The organism is Pseudoxanthomonas sp. 68-E7, assembly GCF_057773145.1.
On record NZ_JBYMTI010000007.1, the window covers coordinates 46,714 to 64,886 of the forward strand.

The following is an 18,173-nucleotide window of genomic DNA, read 5'->3' on the forward strand; positions in this document are numbered from 1 at the left end:
CGGTGTGGTGCCCCGGCTCAGCCGCGCGGGCGCACCACGTTCAGTACCTCATGACAGGCACCCATGGTGTGGTAGTCCGTCTTGCCGGCCGGACTCTTCTCGTCGCTGTACTTGCGATTGTCCGCGTCCAGGATGCGGTACCACGCGCCATGGCGGTGATCGACGAAGTGTTTCCACGAGTAGTCCCACAGGCGGTCGTACCACTGCCAGTAGGACGCGTCACCGGTGCCCTGCGCCAACAGCGCGGCCGCGGCCAGCGATTCGGCCTGAACCCAGAAATACTTGTCGTCGTCGCATACCGTGCCGTCAGGCGCGAAGCCGTAGTACAGGCCGCCGCGCGCGTCATCCCAGGATCGCGCCACGGCCACGTCGAACAGGTGGCGCGCGGTCGGCACCAGCCAGTCGGCGTCCACGTGTCGGTCCAGGATCATCAGCAGCTTGGCCCACTCGGTCTGGTGACCGGGCTGAAATCCCCACGGGCGGAACAGGTGCTTGGGATTGTCGCGGTTGTAGTCCCAGTCGATGTTCCACTGCGTGTCGTAGTGTTCCCACACCAGCCCGTCGGCCTTGGCGGCCTGGCGGCGGGTCATGTGATCGGCCAGTTGCAGGGCGCGCTCGACATAGCGCCGCTCGCCGGTGGCCTCGAACGCCGCCAGCATCGCCTCGCACATGTGCATGTTGGCGTTCTGGCCGCGATAACCGGTGAAATTCCACCGTGCGTCTGCCTCGTCCTTGTACAGGCCGTACTCCGGCTCCCAGAAGCGCTGTTCCAGCAGGTTCCAGGTTTCATCCATCCAGCCGCGCGCTTCCTCGACACCCGCTTTGACACCGCAGGAGTACGCCAGCAGCACGAACGCCACGCCGTAGCAGTGGTTCATGTCGTCCTCGACCACGCCATCGCGCAGCGTCCACGCATACCCGCCGGTGGCCGGGTTGCGGTGCACCTCGCGCAGGTAGCGCAGGCCGTGCTTCACCGCATCCAGGTATTCCGGATTGCCGAACTCGCGGAACGCCATCGCGTAGTTGAAGACGAAGCGCGTGCTGCTGACCAGGTGGCGATGGCCGGCGTCATAGACGCTGCCGTCGTCGCGGAAATAGTGGAAGAACCCGCCGGCCGCATCGATGGCGCGCGGATGGTAGAAGGCCATGGTCTGCGCGATGTGTTCGCGCAGGAACGCGGGCGACCGGAAGTCCGGCGCGATGTCAGGCGTGCTCATGTTGGTCCTGCAGCAGTTGTTGGACTTCGGCCAGGGTGGGCATGGCGGCGAAGGCGCCCTTGCGGGTCACCGCCAGCGCGCCGACCGCGGCGCCGAAACGGAGGGTGTCCTCGATGGCCGCGCGATCGCGGCAGAACGCGGCGAACCCCGCGCCGTCCCCGCCCCGTTCGCCCAGCCGGAACAGCAGGCCGCCGACGAAGGCGTCGCCCGCCGCGGTGGTGTCGCGGGTTTCCACCCGGAAACTGGTCACCTGTCCGGATGCCTCGCGGGTGAACCAGCGGATTGGCGCGGCGCCGTCGGTGATGATCAGCAACTGCGCCTGGCCTTCGAACAGGCGCTCGCGCACCCGGGCCTCGCCATCGGCGCCGCCGCCGAACGGCCGCGCCAGATAGTCGAGCTCCTCCTGCGACAGCTTCACCAGATCGGCATTGACCAGCGCCTCCCACAGGCGCGGCGCCGGGTCCACGTTGGCCGGCCACAGCGCGGGACGCAGGTTCAGATCCAGGCTGACCACCGCGCCGGCGGCGCGTGCGCGCAACATGCCGTTGAAGGTGGTCTCGGCGATGGTCGGCTCGGTCAGGCTGTTGGAACAGACATGGAAACTGCCGGTGCCATGGAAGCAGTTCGGCTGGAAATGCTCGGTGCGGAACAGCAGGTCCGCCGCCGGCGGACGGTAGAAACTGAAGCTGCGCTCGCCGGTCGCGTCCAGGGCGACGAAGGCCAGCGCGGTCTTGGCTTCTCCGGTGCGCACGATGCAATCGGTGGCCACGCCGGCCGATTCCAGGCTCTCGCGCAGGAAGTCGCCGAACATGTCTTCACCCAGCATGCCGGCGAAATGGGTGTCCGCGCCCAGCCGTGCAGCGGCCACCGCCACGTTGGCCGGCGCGCCGCCGGCGTATTGCAGGAACGCGCGCGGAGTGTCCGGCGTGGCCGGAGGCTGCGCGAGTAGATCGATCAAAACCTCGCCGAAACAGACGATCTTCGACATTTTGGCCTTACGCTCCCTTGGCCGCCGAGGCGTCCGGGCGCGAACCCGAGAGGCCATAGAAGATGATGTAGCCGTAGCAGAGCAGCGGCAGGATGAAGGAGTGATGCAGACCGATGCGATCGGCCAGCATGCCCTGCAGCAGTGGAATGACCGCACCACCGACGATGGCCATGATCAGCAGGCTGGACGCCTTGTTGGTCAATGGACCAAGACGCTCGATGCTCAGCGCGAAAATGGTCGGGAACATGATCGAATTGAACAGGCCGACGCCGATCAGGCTGTAAACCGCCACCATGCCGGTATTGCTCATGGTGATCGCCAGCAGCACGATGTTTCCGGCCGCAAAGGCCGCCAACAGCTTGCGCGGCGAGAGCCTCACCATCATCGCCGAACCGGCAAAGCGTCCAACCATCGCCAGGAACCAGTAGGCCATCAGGTATTTGGACGCCTTTTCCTCGGTAATGGCGGCGATTTCCGGCAGCGAGAAATAGTTGACCATCAGGCTGCCGATGGCGACTTCCGCACCGACGTAGAAGAAGATGCCCAGCACGCCAAAAAAAACGTGGCGATGGCTGAGCGCCTCGCGCAACGTATGCTTGCCGTGATCGGCCTGCTCGGTAGTTTCAGTCAGCGCGGGCAGACGGAACAGGAACACGAACACCGCCAGCAGGAACAGGGCGATACCCAGGCCCAGGTAAGGGCCTTGCACCGCCTGAGCTTCCTGCACGCGATAGGCAATCTGCTCGGCCTCCGGCATCGCGGCAATCTGCTCCGCGCTCTTGATGGTTCCGGACAGGATCAGCACGCCGCCGAAATACGGCGCCAGCGTGGTACCCAGCGAGTTCAACGCCTGCGCCAGGGTCAGTCGGCTGGAGCTGGTCTGCTCAGGTCCCAGCAGCGCGACATAGGGATTGGCCGCCACCTGCAGCACGGTGATGCCCGTGGCCAGCACGAACAGCGCGCCGAGGAAGGCCTCGTAGATGCGCAGTTCGGCCGCCGGCCAGAAGCCCAGCGCGCCGATCCCGGCGATCACCAGGCCCGCCACGATGCCCTTCTTGTAACCCAGGTGCGCGACCAGTCGACCCGCCGGCAGCGACATCAGGAAGTACGCGCCGAAGAAGGTGAACTGCACGAGCATCGCGCGCGCGTAGTTCAGCTCGAACACCGCCTTCAGGTGCGGGATCAGGATGTCGTTGAGGCAGGTCAGGAAGCCCCACATGAAGAAGATCGTGGTGACCACGGACAGGGCTACGCGGGTGTTGACCACGGGGGCGCCGGCGGAGGTCCGGGGCTGGGGTGTCGGAGCAAAGGCCATGCGGGGCTCGCCTCAGGATGCGGTTGGTGCGGAATAGGAAGAAGACATCAGGGGCGCGGCGCCCCGCTGCTTTCGCGGATGCGCAGCTCCACCGACGCGGTGGTACGTTGCGGCGGCGCCTCGGGTTCGCCGAGACGGCGCAGCAGCAGCTCGGCGGCCTGCCTGCCGCGCTCGCGCGGATTCACCGCCAGCGTGGTCAGCGGCGGCGTGGTCACCGCGGCCTCGGAGATATCGTCGAAACCGGTGATCGCGAAATCGCGTCCCGGATGGATGCCGCGCGAGGCCAGGCCGAGCATCAGGCCCAGCGCGACGGTGTCGTTGTAGCAGACCGCCGCGGTCGGGGCCGGTTCGCGGGCGAACAGCTCGCCGGTCCGCGACGCCGCTTCCAGGCGGTTGGGCGCGGACTCGATCATGCGATCGTCCTCCACCTTCAGCCCGGCCTCCTCCAGCGCCTGCGCGTAACCGGCGCGGCGCTGGCGGCACGAGGACGAATCGGCGTGGCCGCCGAAGAAGGCGATGCGCCGGTGGCCGAGATCGATCAGGTGACGGGTCGCCATGTAGGCGCCTCGCTGGTTGTCCAGCGCCAGGAAATCCCAGTCCGCGCCGTCCAGCTCGCGGTTGAACAGCAGCACGTTGCCGTGCGCGCCGAGCACCTGCCGCAGCTGCGCGCTGTCGCTGCCCTCGGCCGGCGACAGGATCAGCCCGGCGGGCATGTGTTCCATCAACGTGGAAAGCACCGCCTGCTGGCGTTCGGGCGATTCGGCCGTACTGCCCAGCAGGGTCACGTAGCCGCGCGCACCCAGCGCCTCGTCCACCCCTGCCGCGAACTCGGCGAAGAACGGGTTGGAGAGATCGTTGATGACCAGTGCGACGCTGGACGAGGTCTGCCGGCGCAGGTTGGCCGCGCCGCGGTTGTAGACGTACCGCTGGCGGCGCAGTTCGGCTTCGACCCGCGCGCGGGTATCGGCGTGCACCAGCGGACTGCCGCGCAGGACCAGCGATACGGTCGCGCGCGAAACCCCGATCGCATTGGCAATGTCGGTGACCGTGACCGCCCGGCGGCCGGCGGCCTTGCGGCCGGTCCCTGCACGGGCGCCCTTCCCTGTCGCGGTGGCTTTGTCTTTCATCTGTTCGTAACGTCCCGGGAAGCCGCAAGCCTAAACGATCGCGCGGGGGAAAATGCCATGCCGGCCGCCGGACCGGTGGGAGAGAGAGCCGGCGCGGCGGCGGACATGGCGCAACTCACTGGCCTCCCGCGGACGGGACGGCGCAGAACGATGCCGGCAGATCGCCCGCGCGGGTGCCCCAGCCGGTGGTCGGCGGCGTGGCGGTCAGCGCGTACTCGATGCGGCCCCCCTGCTGCAGGCGGTTCCAGTCCAGCCAGACCGGCGCATGCGCCTGTCCGTCGACGCGCACGCCATCCACGTACTGCAGCGTGCGGCCATCGGCGCCGGGCGCGTCGATGCGCAGGGTGCGGCCCTGGCCCAGATCCATCTCGACCCGGCTGAAGCGCGGCGCATGCAGCAGGAACTGGCCGGTACCGGGCACGGCCGGATACAGCCCCATCGCGCTGAACAGGTACCAGGCCGACATCGTGCCGAGGTCGTCATTGCCGGTGACGCCGTTGGGCGCGTTGGTGAACAGCTGCTGGGCCGCGCGCAGCACGGTGGTGGTCTTCCACGGCTGGCCGATCAGCGTGTACATCCACGGCGTGTGCAGGTCGGGTTCGTTGTTGGGGTTGTAGCGGTACTGGTTGTAATAGCTGTACGGACCCACCACCCATTCCTTGCGGGCGGCGTGCAGCGGATCCTTCACCAGCGCGTCGTAGGCGAAGAACATGTCCAGGCGCTTGCCGGTCTGCTCGACGCCGTGCATCGCCTCGACCAGGCCCGGCACGTCCTGCTGCGCCAGCCATTGGTACTGCCAGGCGGTGCCTTCATGGAAACCATGGTGCGAGCGCGGGCTGTAGTGGCCGTCGGCCGGCACGTACCAGCTGCCATCTTCCATGCGCGGGCGCGGGAAGCCTTCGAAGCCGGCCTCCTCGTCACGCACGCCGGCATCCCACACCTTGCGCCAGTTGCGGCCGCGCTCGCGCAGCACCGCCACGTCCTGGCCCAGGCCAAGACCATCGGCCATCTGTGCCAGCGAACAATCCGCCAGCGCGTATTCCAGCGTGGCCGAGCCGCCGTGGTGCGGATCCACGTCCATGCCCTTCGATGGCCAGGCGCGGTCGTACTGGACGAAGCCGTTGGCCAGGTAGCTGGCGTTGCCCGAGCGGCCGGCGTGGCGCGAATTGGTCGGCGGCATCTCGAACGCGTTCTGCCGCAGCGCCGCGTAGGCCTGCTTCTCCACGCCCTTGAGCGCGCCGAACCGCCACAAATCGACCATGAACGGGGTGACCGGATCGCCGGTCATCACGTTGGTCTCGAAATTCGCATAGCCCCAGCGCGGCAGCCAGCCGCCCTGTTCATGGATCGCCAGCAGCGAGCGTCCGATGTCGCGCGCACGCTCCGGGCGCAGCATCGCCAACAGCTGGTTCTGCGAACGATAGGTGTCCCACAGCGAGAAGTACTCGTAGTAGGTCCAGCCATCGGCGCGATGGATCTGCTCGTCGTAGCCGCGGTAGCGGCCATCGGCGTCACTGCCGGTCAGCGGCTGCAGCAACGCGTGGTACAGCGCGGTGTAGAACACCGTGCGGTCGTCCTGGTTGCCGCCCTGCACGCGCACGCTCGCCAGTTCCTTGCGCCAGGTGTCCTGGGCCTGCCTGCGCATCTGGTCGAAGCCGAGCAGCTTGCCGCCACGCATGCCGTCGCTGCGCAGGTTGTTGCGCGCGCCCTCGGCATCGACATGCGAGATCGCGCTGATCGCGGTGACCGCCTTGCCCTTGGTCGTATCGAAGCTCAGCCACGCGCCGTTCGGCTTGGCCTCGCCTTCCATGCTGTGGCGCGCCCCCGGCAGGCCACCGGCCTCGCCCCAGGTGCCGAACGCCTTGAACGGGCGATCGAACTCGATGCGGAACCAGGTGGTGTACTGGTGGCCACCGCAGAAACTGCGGGTCACCAGCTTGCCTTCCACCACGCGGTCGCCGACCACGTCGACGGTGCTGCCGATCACCGAGTGGCGCTCGTTGGCCTGGGCCACGTTGACCAGCACGTGGCCTTCGCTGGCGTTGGCGGAGAAGGTGTAGCGCTCGGCCGCCGCGCGGGTCAGCGCGGTCGCCTCGGCATCGATGCCACCGTAGTCGAGCAGGCGCACCTTGTAATAGCCGGCCTGCCCCACCTCGCCGTCATGGCTGTAGCGGGAGGCGTAGGTCTTGTGGTTGAAACGTTTCGGGTCCTTGGTGTCGAAATCGCCACCCGGGCCGATCGTGCCGGTGACCGGCAGGACCGACACCTGGCCGCCCTGTTCCCAGCAACCAGCGCCGGACAGGAACGAATGGCCGAAACCGCGGATCTTGGGATCGTCGTAGCGCCAGCCCGAATAGTGCTCGCCGATGGGGCTGACCTGGATCAGGCCGAACGGCGCGGAGGCGCCGGGGAACGTATTGCCATCGTCCTTGCTGCCGATGAAGGTATTCACCTCGCGTACCGGATCCGCCCCCGGAGCGGCCTGGACCAGGGGAACCGTCAACGCCAGCAGGCCGGCGAAGGCCAGCGAGGCGGTGCGAAGACGCGGGGAAGTCGGTACTCGGGACGTGGGTGCCATGCGGTCTGATTACCTGTGTGCTTGCGGCCATCGCGGCCGCGGGTTGTAGCTTCCTGGATCCGGACGGCACCGCCTGGAGCGATGCCGCCGGATTGTATGCCGGGTGTTGCGACTTGCTGGAGCGGTAAAAATGGCCCGGCCGAAGCCGGGCCGACTGCCCGGACCGTCCCGGAGGACGGGAGAGATTCCGGGGTTACTCAAAGTTGAACACGTACTCCATCGCCACTTCGCGACCCACCGGGCTGAACAGGCGGCTGTTGTAGAACTCGTAGTCCAGCTTGTACGGGTCCTTGTGGTTCCAGCCGGCGCTGTTGAACACGTTGGTCACGTACACGTTGATCTTCGCGCGCGGGGTAATCCGGTAGCCCACGTTGAAGTTCCAGGTGATCGCCGGTCCGACGCGGCCGTAGTACTTCTTGGTGGCCTGGCCGAAGGTCGGGCTGTTCGGATCCGTGTCCACGCAACCCGCCTTGTCGCTGGGCACGCCGCCATCGGCGAACGGAATGCAGCCGCCGGAGTTGCCGAGATCGTTGGTGTCCCAGTGATAGCGCACGCCCGGCACCGCGCCGATGCGATCGCCGTATACGGTCGCATTCCAGTTGCCGTAGGCCCAGCTGACGCTGCCGCGAATCTTGCTGCGGACGTCGCGGTCGCGGCGCTCCGGGTTCGGATCGGTGCGGTAGGTTTGCTCCTTCATCGATTGCAGGTTGGTGTAGTTCAACCCGAACTGGAAATCGCCCCAGCGCTCGGTCGACAGACGGTAGCGGGTCGACACGTCGATGCCTTCCACTTCACGCTGCGCGATGTTGATCGGGCCGCGGCGCACATCGGTGATGAAGCCGTTTTCGTCGCGGGTGACCCGGTCGATGATCGAGGCGCAGTAATCAGCCCCGCCCGGATTGGACCAGCTCTGGCCCGGCGTGGTGGTCAGGCCGGTACGGCAGCCCGCCTCGTCGCGCAGCACGATGTCCTCGCCGATATCGCGGATTTCGTCTTCCAGCTTGATCGCCCAGTAGTCGGCGGTCAGCGACAGGTTGTCGAGGATGTCCCAGACGAAGCCGGCGGTCCACGACTTGCCCAGCTCCGACTTCAGATCCGATGCGCCCTGGCGGTTGATGTTGAACGGATAGGTGACGTCGGTATTCTCCGACGTGCAGTTGTTGGTCAGGTAATCGCCACTGTCGATGCAGCGGAACGGATCCAGCGTGCGCACCTGGGCGGAGCTGTGTTCGGCCAGCAGGTAGTGCATGTCCGGCGCGCGGAAGCTGGTCGCATAGCTGCCACGAACCAGCAGGTTGCTCAGCGGACGCCACTGCAGGCCGGCGTTCCAGGTGGTTTCGCTCTGGGTACCGATGTTGGTCGAGGCATCCGAGTACGACTTGTAGTCGCCGTAGCGGTCATAGCGCGCGGCCAAGGTCGCGGTCAGCGTGTTCAGCAGGGGAACACTGAACTCGACACCGGTCGAATAGCGGGTGCGTTCGCCACCGCCGCGATCGATGTTCTGCACGTCGTAGTCCAGGTTGCCACGCGGATCAGGATTCAGCTTGTAGCCCTGCTGGGCGACTTCCGCCACCGCCGCGAAACCGATGGGGCCGGCCCAACCCTCGAACAGATCACCGCTGATGGTGAAGGCCGCCTGGTTGACCCAGGACGCCGACTGGTTGATCGAATGGGTGCCGAACTGGCGGTACTGTTCCGGGGTGACCGGATTCCAGTAGCGATCACGATTGAGGTTGTAGGCCGGCAATCCGTCGACCACGCCGACCTGCGGTCCCAGGAAATAGGCATTGACCATGTCCCAGTCCACCGTGGAGATGCTCTCGCGCACCGAGTAGTACGAGCGGCCCAGCGAAGCATCCCAGTCGAACCGGCCGACCGTTCCGCGCAGCCCGGCGCTGATGTCCCACGAGCGTTCCTGGTTGTGGTTGCGCAGATTCGCGTCACCGCCCACTTCCTGCGCCGTGAAGTTGCGCACGCCGATCAGCGACATGCCACTGCCGACATCGTAGAACGCCGGCGCATCCAGGCCCGCCGGGAACTGCACGCCCGGAGGCGAGGTGCCCCACTCGGCCTCCGAACTGAACACCGACACGTTGGCCCACGCCTGCATGCCGTTCTCGAAGTCCCAGGTGCCGTAGAGGTAGCCGGACAGGTCCTTGCTGCCGCCGCGGATCAGCCAGTTTCCGAAGTCCGAGCTCAGGCCGCACAGTTGCCCGGTGTTGGTGATGGTGTCGCTGTTGCGGTTGTAGGTGAGGCGGTCGGCCAGATAGAACTCGCCGCCGAACTTCTCGCAGGTGCCGGCCGGCGGCGCGAGCCGCATGCCGGTATTGGCGTCAATCAGGGCCAGGCCGCTGAACGGGCGGAAGCCCACCTTGCGCTGTTCCGGATTCCAGGAGCCGTAGGGGGCATCGTCGGAGTCGTCCATGCCCGGACGATCGCGACCGAACAGCGGATCACGCTCGGTGTACTGCGCCGCGTACGTCACGCTCCAGTTCTGGCCGACCTTGCCGCCGGCCCAGGAGATGTCCCAGGTATCCCGGCCGCCCTCGGTGGAGGAACCGCCACGGATGCGGAACTCGTCGCCCTCGTAATTCTTCTTCAGGATGATGTTGACCACGCCGGCCACCGCGTCGGAACCGTAGATGGCCGACGCGCCGCCGGTCAGCACTTCCACGCGCTCGACGGCGGCGGCCGGAATGTTGCTGTAGTTGGCGAAATTGCTTTGGCCGCCGTAGGGCAGCGGGTAGTCGGCCACGCGACGGCCGTTGACCAGCAGCAGGCTGCGGCCCGGGCCCATGTTGCGCAGGTTCAGCGGGCTGGCATTCGGCGTATGCGAACCCCACTGCACGTCCGCCTCGACCGTGCCGATCGCTTCATTGAGCGTGCTCAGCATGTCGTAGACGGTGGTGAAGCCTTCCTTCTTGATCTGGTCGGCGGAGATGACCTGGACCGGCGCCGGACCTTCCACCTGGGCGCGCTTGATGCGCGAGCCGGTGACGGTGACGGTGTCGAGTTCCTTGGTGGATTCGGAGGTGGCCTCCTGGGCGGCCACGGACAGCGTGGGGAGCATCGCCAGCAACAACGCGCTGCTTAGGACGTTGCGACGATAACGCGGGGACTGAGCCATTTTGCGAAGTACTCGGGGTGATGTGTTGGTGTGGTTTTTTTGACTTGCGGTACGGCGGCGTCCAGAAATTTCTCTCGATCTAACCCTGCACTTGAATCGTTCCAATGACTCGAATGCCTCTCTCTGGATCGATCCAAATTAAGCATGGGTGAACGCAAGCCGCATTCCGCACCGCAGCAATCGCTCGGGAGGCGATTTTTGAATCGAAATAAATCTTTGGAATCAAGGTGTTGCAAGACCCCAGAACGAGGGGCTGCCACAGCTTGATGACGGGCGCATGAAGGAACTGCGCGAAAAGCGTCCGGTGTCTCCCCGCCGCGGTCTGCCGCGCACCTTCCCGCGCCGCCCGGCCGGGCGTGGCTCAGGCGGTCGCGAGCGCCTCGCGGAATGCCGCCACGATCGCCGGATCGGTCTCCTGGCGGTCGTATTCCAGTCCAGTCAGCGCCGGATTGCGGAACGCCATCGCCGACGCGCGCCGCGCCTTCGCCGACGCGTGCACTTCGGCGACGCCGGTGGCCGCGATGAGGCCGGCGACATTGGCGGGCGTGAGGCCTGCGCCGGCCAGGATGGCCAGGCGGCCCGCCGCCTGGCGGACGTATCCGGAAATGGCGGTCGCACCCCGCACTGCGTCGGCCTGTCCGCCGGAGGTCAGCACCCGGTGGCAGCCGAGCGCCACGATGTCCTCCAGCGCCTGCACGGAGTCGCGGACCGCGTCGAAGGCGCGGTGGAAGGTCACCTGCATGCCGGACGCCGCCGCCACCAGTTCACGGCACAGCGGCAGATCGATGTTTCCGACGGAATCCAGCGCGCCGATGACCACGCCGTCGCAACCCAGCTGCCGGCACGCGGCGATGTCGTGCAGCATCACTTCGGCTTCGCGCGCGTCGTAGAGGAAATCGCCGGCACGCGGCCGGATCAGCACGAAGATCGGAATCGACAGGCGTTCCCGGGTCATCGCCAGGGTACCGTAGGACGGCGTGGTACCGCCCTCGCCCAGGTTCTCGCACAGTTCGATGCGATCGGCCCCGCCCGCCTGCGCCGCCAGCGCGGACAGGTGCGAGTTGGCCGCGATCTCCAGCACGGTGCCGCGCGCGGAAGGGCTCATGACTGGGTGGTGGTGTAGACCGAGCCGGACTCGCGCAGATCATCCTGCCGGCCGCCGTCGCAGACGGCGTAGACGAAACCGCGATGCAACGCGAACGCGCCGACCTCGCCGTGCTTGTTGAGCGCGAGGAAGCAGACCTGCAGGTTCCTGCTCGCTTCCGGGCGCTTGCGGATCACCCGGTCGATGGCCTCGCGGCAGGCATCCATCGGCGAACGTCCCTGCCGCATCAGTTCCACCACCAGGAAGCTGGCGGCGTTGCGGATCATTTCCTCGCCCACGCCCGAGGCGGTGGCGGCGCCGACGTCGTTGTCGACGTACAGGCCGGCGCCGATGATCGGGCTGTCGCCGACCCGCCCGTGCATTTTCCAGGCCATGCCGCTGGTGGTGCAGGCGCCGGCCAGGCGGCCCTGCGCATCGATGGCGAGCATGCCGATGGTGTCGTGGTTGTCCTTGTTGCCCGGCTGGCCGCGTCGCTCGGCGTTGATCTCCGGCTTGTAGTCGGCGGTCTTCAGCCACTCGCGCCAGGCCTTCTCGGCCTGCGGCGTGAGCAGGCGCTTTTTCTCGAAGCCTTCCGCCACCGCGAACTGCTGGGCGCCCTCGCCCACCAGCATCACGTGCGGGGTCTTTTCCATCACCCGGCGCGCGACCGAAATCGGATGCAGGATGTCCTCGAGCGCGGCGACGGAACCGCAGCGGCCGTCGCCATCCATGATGCTCGCGTCCAGGGTCAGCACGCCGTCGCGATCCGGGTTGCCGCAGTGGCCCACGGTCGGATTGCATAGCTCGCTTTCGGCCCAGCGGGCGCCCGTTTCCACCGCATCCAGCGCGTTGCCGCCACGGGCCAGCACCGGCCATGCGGCCTGGTTGGCCGGCACGCCGAAATCCCAGGTGGACACCACGCGCGCGCCGGTGGCGCCCGCGGCGCGAGCGCGCACGGCGGGCAGCGACAGGGCACCGGCGGCCAGCAGGCCGGCCTGCAGGAACTGCCTGCGATCAGTCATCGGAACCTCCTCGGGATGCGGCGCAAGATGGCGCCGTGGTGTCGGTCAATCAATCCAGATGATGCGAGGCATACCAGGCCGCGGCGCCCATCACGCCGAGCTGGCCGTGGTCCACGCGCCAGACCGGAACATGCCGCAGCACATGGCCGAGCACGCCCTTGTTGAGATAGCGCTCGCGGAACGCGCCCTTGCGCAGGAACTGTTCGATGTGACCGGAGATTCCGCCGGCCAGGTACACCGCCCTGGCGCCGAAGGCGATCGCCAGATCGCCGGTCAGGCTGCCGAGCCAGCCGCAGAACACCTCCAGGGTTTCCACCGCCAGCGCATCGTCGCCCGCCTGCGCGGCGGCGATCAGTTGTTCGGGGGTCTGCCAGCGCGGCGTCGCGCCGCGGATTTCGCACAGGCACGGGTACAGGTTCATCAGCCCGCTGCCGGACAGCACGCGTTCGTTGTCCACGTGCGGCCAGCGCTTCATCAGCAGGCCCAGCACTTCCATTTCCAGCGCGTTGCCGGGCGCCAGCGCCGCATGGCCGAATTCGCTGGCCAGCACCGGCCGGGTGCCGCCCTCGAAGCGCAGCGCCGCGCCCAGCCCGGTACCGGGACCCAGCACCAGCGCCGGCCAGTGGAAGGTATGCGGATGATCGCCGCTCAACGGCGACAGGCCGTCGGCATGCAGGTAGGGAACCGCGTAGGCGACCGCCTCGAAATCGTTGATCAGCGCCAGCGAGCCGAGCCCGGACGCCTGCCGGGTACGCTCCAGCGAGACCGGCCACGGCAGGTTGGCGTTGACCAGGGTGTCGCCATCCAGCAATCCGGCGATCGCCACCACCGCGGCCTCGGTGCCGGCATGCTCGTCGCGGGCGAAGGTGCTCAGGATAGACGCCAGATCGGGATGATCCGCGCAGGCGTACTTCTGGTAGGCAAGGATCTGCGGTGCGCGGCCTGCCGCCACCACTACCCGGGCCACACGGGCGAACGTGCCACCGACATCGGCGACGATCAGTTCCCGGCCGGGCGGCGCGTGCGGGGATGGAGTCATCTGCGGCACTTCAGGATTGGCCGGGTACGGTACCGCAACGTTCACGCATTAGCCCTGATTTGGATCGATTCAAGCGGGTGGATTCTGTGGCATCGCAAGGCGTTTGGAAAGATGCCGGATCCATACCGGGGCGTACTCCACGGGCGCTCGGAAAAACACCCGTTCACTTTAACAGGCACCGCCAACGCTTCGCAGCCGGGCTGGACCCGCCTCCAATGCTTATTCCACCGTGTACGGCACGGGCCGCCGCTGCACATTCACCGGCCGCCCGGTTAAAGTACCGGCAGCCATGTCCCTTCCTTCGCTGCTGCTGCGGATCCTGTTGAGCGTCACCCTGCTGGTCTCGGGGACGGGCAACGCCGTGGCCGCGTTGCAGATGCACCTGGCCCAGGCCAGCCTGCCGCATCACGGACATGCCATGGACGACGGGGACTGCGCCTCGGCCGCCCAGCCCGAACCGGCCACGTCCGCCCCCTGCCATGACGGGGCCGGAACAGACCTTTCCCCCGCCCCCCTGCACGCCAACGGCCATTGCCAGCCCGATTGCTGCGCCGCCGGCCACTGCGACGGTTTCTGCGCCCAGCAGGCGCCCGCCACGGTGCCGTCCGTCTGGGCCGGTAACGGGCCGCGCGCCCACGCCGATCTCGCCGGTCACCTCCCCGCCGGCCATCCCGCGCCGCCGCTGCCCTCTCCGCAACGACCTCCCATCGCCTGAGTCCGGCCCCACGGCCGCGGATATTCCGCGCCGCCGCGACCTTCCGTCGCGCCGCGCGTCTTTCCCGCAGTCCCGACCCCGGGCTGCCTCTGAATATCTTCAGGAGTTTGCATGTCTTCCGATTCTTTCGGCGCGGGATCCGGTTCCGGATTCCAGCTTTCACGGCGCCGCTTCGTCACTGGCCTGGCCGTCGGCGGCGTGGCCGCCGGTTTCGGCCTCGCCCGCCTGCCCGCGTGGGCGGGTACCGCCCAAGCGATGTACCAGGCCCCGGTGCTGAGCGGCACCGATTTCGATCTGGCCATCGGCAGCTCGCCGGTCAACTTCACCGGCCGCACCCGCCCGGCCATCACCGTCAACGGCAGCCTGCCGGCACCGATCCTGCGCTGGCGCGAGGGCGATACCGTCACCCTGCGCGTGGCCAACCGCCTGCCCGATGCGCACAGCTCGATCCATTGGCACGGCATCCTGCTGCCGGCCAACATGGACGGCGTGCCCGGCCTGAGTTTCGATGGCATCGCGCCCGGCGAAACCTACCAGTACCGCTTCCAGCTCAAACAGTCGGGCACCTACTGGTACCACAGCCACTCCCTGTTCCAGGAACAGGCCGGCCTGTATGGCGCGCTGGTGATCGATCCGGCCGAGCCGCCGCCCTACCGCGCCGATCGCGAGCACGTCGTGCTGCTGTCGGACTGGACGGATCTGGATCCGGCCGCGCTGTACCGGCGCATGAAGAAAATGCCGATGCACGACAACACCTACCAGCGCACGGTCGGCGACTTCGCCCGCGACGTCCGCCGCGACGGCTGGTCGGCGACGCTGTCCGATCGCGGCATGTGGGGCCGCATGCGGATGACGCCGTCGGACATCTCCGACATCAACGCGCACACCTACACCTACCTGATGAATGGCAATGCGCCGGCCGGCAACTGGACCGGCCTGTTCCGTTCCGGCGAGAAGGTGTTGCTGCGCTTCATCAACGGCTCGGCGATGACCTACTTCGACGTGCGCATTCCCGGCCTGAAGATGACCGTGGTCGCCGCCGACGGCCTGTACATCCATCCGGTCACCGTCGATGAGTTCCGCATCGCCGTGGCCGAGACCTTCGACGTGCTGGTCGAACCCAGCGGCCAGGATGCCTTCACCATCTTCGCCCAGGACATGGGCCGCACCGGCTACGCGCGCGGCACGCTGGCCGTGCGCCAGGGCCTGGAAGCGCCGATCCCCGCGCGCGATCCGCGCCCGCTGCTGACCATGTCGGACATGGGCCATGACATGGGCGGCGGCGGCCACGACATGAAGGGCATGGAAGGCGGCTGCGGCGCGAGCATGTCCGGGCAGAAGGGCATGGAGGGCGGTTGCGGCGCGAGCATGGGCCACGCTGGCCACGGCAGCACCGGTGGCAAGGCACCCGTGCACGCGCCCAGCGAGGCCGGCAATCCGCTGATCGACATGCAGACGGCGGCGACTTCGCCGAAGCTGGACGATCCCGGCATCGGCCTGCGCGACAACGGCCGCAAGGTGCTGACCTATGCCGACATGAAGAGCCTGTTCGATGATCCCGACGGACGCGATCCCGGCCGCGAGATCGAGCTGCATCTCACCGGCCACATGGAGAAGTTCGCCTGGTCGTTCAACGGCATTCCCTTCGCCGGCGCCGAACCGTTGCGGCTTAACTACGGCGAGCGCATGCGCATCGTGCTGGTCAACGACACCATGATGCAGCACCCGATCCACCTGCATGGCCTGTGGAGCGATCTGGAAGACGATCAGGGCAACTTCCACCTGCGCAAGCACACCGTCGACATGCCGCCCGGCACCCGCCGCACCTATCGGGTACGCGCCGACGCGCTGGGCCGCTGGGCGTTCCACTGCCACCTGCTGTACCACATGGAAGCCGGCATGATGCGGGAAGTGCGGGTGGAGGAATGAGCATGCGCATCCATTTCCCCCTTGGCCTGCTGGCCGCCGCACTGTCGCTCGCCCTCGCCGGCCACGCCCAGGCCCAACAGCACGATCACGGTGCCCACGCCGCGCCCGCGACCGGGCAGCAGAAGCCGACCACCCCACCGGTGCAACCCGCCGAGGTTGACCATTCGAAGATGGACCATCCGCAGTCGGATTCGTCGCAGATGGATCATTCGAAGATGGACCATTCCACGATGGACCATTCGCAAATGGACCATTCGAAGATGGATTACGGTCCGGCGAGCCAGGCACCCACCGAACCGCGCGAGCCGATCCCCCCGATCAGCGACGCGGATCGCGCCGCCGCGTTCCCGTCGCTCAAGCCGCATGCCATGGAGCACGCCTCCACCTTCCAGTCACTGGTGATGATCAATCGGCTGGAAGCCTGGGACGCCGACCACGGCACCGGCCAGGCCTGGGAAGGCAGCGCCTGGTTCGGCAGCGATCTCAACCGGCTTTGGCTGCGCAGCGAGGGCGAGCGCGAAGGTTCGCGCACCGAATCCTCCGAACTGGAGGTGCTGTACGGACGCAGCGTCTCGCCCTGGTGGGACGTGGTCGTCGGCGTGAAGCAGGATTTCCGCCCGGTCGACTCGCGCACCTGGGCGGCGTTGGGCGTGCAGGGCCTGGCGCCGTACAAATTCGAAGTCTCCGCCACCGCCTACCTGGGTGAATCCGGGCAGGTCATGGCGACCGTGGAAGCGGAATACGAGCTGTTGCTGACCAACCGGCTGATCCTGCAACCGCTGGTCGAAGCCAGCTTCTCGTCCAAGGATGTCCCCGAGTACGGCGAAGGCACCGGCCTCAACAAGGTGGAAGCAGGGCTGCGCCTGCGCTACGAGATCACAAGGCGCTTCGCGCCCTACGTGGGCGTGGTGCATGAGCGCCTGTTCGGCGACACCGCCGACTATCGCCGTGGCGAAGGTGGTGATGTCACCGACACCCGTTTCGTCGCCGGTGTCCGCTTCTGGTTTTGAGCCGGCATGTCCTGGTTCTGGTTCCCCGGCGGCGGCAACGCCGTCGCCCCATCCCGATTGGAGAATGATTCGATGAAAACCATCCGTACCGCCACCCTGCTCGCCCTGTCGCTGCTGGCCGCCCCCGCCTTCGCGCAGGATCATGGCAGCCATGCCGGACACGGCGCCCAGCCTGCGGCGAAGAAAACCGACGCCAACACCGAGCAGGCGTTCGACCGCCTCGACAAGAACCGCGACGGTTTCGTCAGCAAGGCCGAATTGCCCGAGCGCCATCCGCTGTTGCCGCATTTCGGCATGGGCGACAAGAATCGCGACGGCAAGCTGGATCGCAAGGAATTCGCCAGCGTCATGGCGATGCTGTAAAAACCCTGCCCGGCGGAATCCCTCGGATTCCGCCGGGCCCACGGAGAAGCACAACGATGAATCCCCTGTTCAAACACGCCGCCTCCACCCTGTTCCTCGCCGGTTCCGGCGCATTGCTGGTGGCCTGTGGCGCCGCGCCCGGTGCGGCATCGGCCAATGATCGCGTGGCCGCCGCCGCGTCGGCGCCGGTCTCCCTCCAGGCGGTTGCGAACCCGGCCATGCCGCTCGCTTCGACCCCCGCCACGCTGCCGTTGATCCGCGTGCACAAGAGCGCCAGTTGCGGTTGCTGCGGCGTCTGGGTCGATCACATCCGCGCCGCGGGCTTTCCGGTCGAGGTCCATGACACTGAAGACATGATGACCGTGAAGGATCGCCTCGGCGTGCCCGAGCCGATGATGTCCTGCCACACGGCCGAGGTGGACGGCTACTTCGTCGAAGGCCATGTGCCGGCCGAGGACATCAAGCGCCTGCTCGCCGACAGGCCCAGGGCGCGTGGCATCGCGGTGCCCGGCATGCCGATGGGTTCCCCGGGCATGGAGATGCCGGACGGCCGCACGCAGCCTTACGAGGTCGCGTTGGTCGGGGATAATGGTTCCAGCGAAACCTTCTCGCGCCATCCCTGAAACCATCGGCCCCGGCGGATGCAGCGTCCGCCGGGG

The 18,173-nt window shown here is 67.3% G+C and carries 14 protein-coding genes; 5 read left to right on the forward strand and 9 right to left on the reverse strand.

Translation table 11 applies throughout. The features are described from left to right. Nucleotides 1-17: 17 nt before the first annotated feature. The 9 genes from AC3DE2_RS16715 to AC3DE2_RS16755 form a co-directional block, all read right to left on the reverse strand. Nucleotides 18-1,217 carry an AGE family epimerase/isomerase gene (locus AC3DE2_RS16715; RefSeq protein WP_488427118.1) on the reverse strand — a complete coding sequence of 400 codons (1,200 nt, stop codon included), beginning with the start codon at nucleotides 1,215-1,217 and terminating at the stop codon, nucleotides 18-20. Then, the gene (locus AC3DE2_RS16720; RefSeq protein WP_295378525.1) at nucleotides 1,204-2,205 is read right to left on the reverse strand and encodes a carbohydrate kinase family protein; all 1,002 of its coding nucleotides are present in this window, start codon (nucleotides 2,203-2,205) and stop codon (nucleotides 1,204-1,206) included. The genes AC3DE2_RS16715 and AC3DE2_RS16720 overlap by 14 nt, the downstream gene beginning before the upstream one ends. Nucleotides 2,206-2,212: 7 nt before the next feature. After that, on the reverse strand, nucleotides 2,213-3,520 hold the full coding sequence (gene fucP / locus AC3DE2_RS16725) for an L-fucose:H+ symporter permease (RefSeq protein WP_295378526.1): 1,308 nt from the start codon (nucleotides 3,518-3,520) through the stop codon (nucleotides 2,213-2,215). 47 nt (nucleotides 3,521-3,567) lie between these two features. Further along, complete coding sequence (locus AC3DE2_RS16730; protein ID WP_295378528.1) at nucleotides 3,568-4,647, reverse strand: LacI family DNA-binding transcriptional regulator; 1,080 nt, start codon at nucleotides 4,645-4,647, stop codon at nucleotides 3,568-3,570. A 115-nt stretch (nucleotides 4,648-4,762) separates the two neighbouring features. After that, a complete protein-coding gene (locus tag AC3DE2_RS16735; RefSeq protein ID WP_295378531.1) occupies nucleotides 4,763-7,225 on the reverse strand; it encodes a GH92 family glycosyl hydrolase in 2,463 nt (820 codons plus the stop codon). A 193-nt stretch (nucleotides 7,226-7,418) separates the two neighbouring features. Then, nucleotides 7,419-10,295 carry a TonB-dependent receptor plug domain-containing protein gene (locus AC3DE2_RS16740; protein WP_295378562.1) on the reverse strand — a complete coding sequence of 959 codons (2,877 nt, stop codon included), beginning with the start codon at nucleotides 10,293-10,295 and terminating at the stop codon, nucleotides 7,419-7,421. 418 nt (nucleotides 10,296-10,713) lie between these two features. Next, the gene (locus AC3DE2_RS16745) at nucleotides 10,714-11,457 is read right to left on the reverse strand and encodes a copper homeostasis protein CutC (protein WP_488427119.1); all 744 of its coding nucleotides are present in this window, start codon (nucleotides 11,455-11,457) and stop codon (nucleotides 10,714-10,716) included. After that, nucleotides 11,454-12,458: a glycosylasparaginase gene (locus AC3DE2_RS16750; RefSeq protein ID WP_488427120.1), complete on the reverse strand. Its 1,005-nt coding sequence runs from the start codon at nucleotides 12,456-12,458 to the stop codon at nucleotides 11,454-11,456. Before AC3DE2_RS16750 ends, AC3DE2_RS16745 begins: the two co-directional genes overlap by 4 nt. Before the next feature lie 49 nt (nucleotides 12,459-12,507). Then, nucleotides 12,508-13,497, reverse strand: a complete 990-nt coding sequence (locus tag AC3DE2_RS16755) for a glucokinase (RefSeq protein ID WP_488427121.1) — start codon at nucleotides 13,495-13,497, stop codon at nucleotides 12,508-12,510. Between the two features lie 289 nt (nucleotides 13,498-13,786). On the opposite strand from AC3DE2_RS16755, the gene AC3DE2_RS16760 reads away from it, so the two are divergent. From AC3DE2_RS16760 to AC3DE2_RS16780, 5 genes are all read left to right on the forward strand, one after another. Further along, on the forward strand, nucleotides 13,787-14,212 hold the full coding sequence (locus tag AC3DE2_RS16760; RefSeq protein ID WP_488427122.1) for a CopL family metal-binding regulatory protein: 426 nt from the start codon (nucleotides 13,787-13,789) through the stop codon (nucleotides 14,210-14,212). 111 nt (nucleotides 14,213-14,323) lie between these two features. After that, the gene (locus AC3DE2_RS16765) at nucleotides 14,324-16,141 is read left to right on the forward strand and encodes a copper resistance system multicopper oxidase (protein ID WP_295378540.1); all 1,818 of its coding nucleotides are present in this window, start codon (nucleotides 14,324-14,326) and stop codon (nucleotides 16,139-16,141) included. Between the two features lie 2 nt (nucleotides 16,142-16,143). Beyond that, a complete protein-coding gene (locus AC3DE2_RS16770; RefSeq protein WP_488427123.1) occupies nucleotides 16,144-17,151 on the forward strand; it encodes a copper resistance protein B in 1,008 nt (335 codons plus the stop codon). A 72-nt stretch (nucleotides 17,152-17,223) separates the two neighbouring features. After that, nucleotides 17,224-17,514 carry an EF-hand domain-containing protein gene (locus tag AC3DE2_RS16775; RefSeq protein WP_295378544.1) on the forward strand — a complete coding sequence of 97 codons (291 nt, stop codon included), beginning with the start codon at nucleotides 17,224-17,226 and terminating at the stop codon, nucleotides 17,512-17,514. A gap of 56 nt (nucleotides 17,515-17,570) precedes the next feature. After that, the gene (locus tag AC3DE2_RS16780; protein WP_488427124.1) at nucleotides 17,571-18,137 is read left to right on the forward strand and encodes a DUF411 domain-containing protein; all 567 of its coding nucleotides are present in this window, start codon (nucleotides 17,571-17,573) and stop codon (nucleotides 18,135-18,137) included. Nucleotides 18,138-18,173 lie beyond the last annotated feature (36 nt).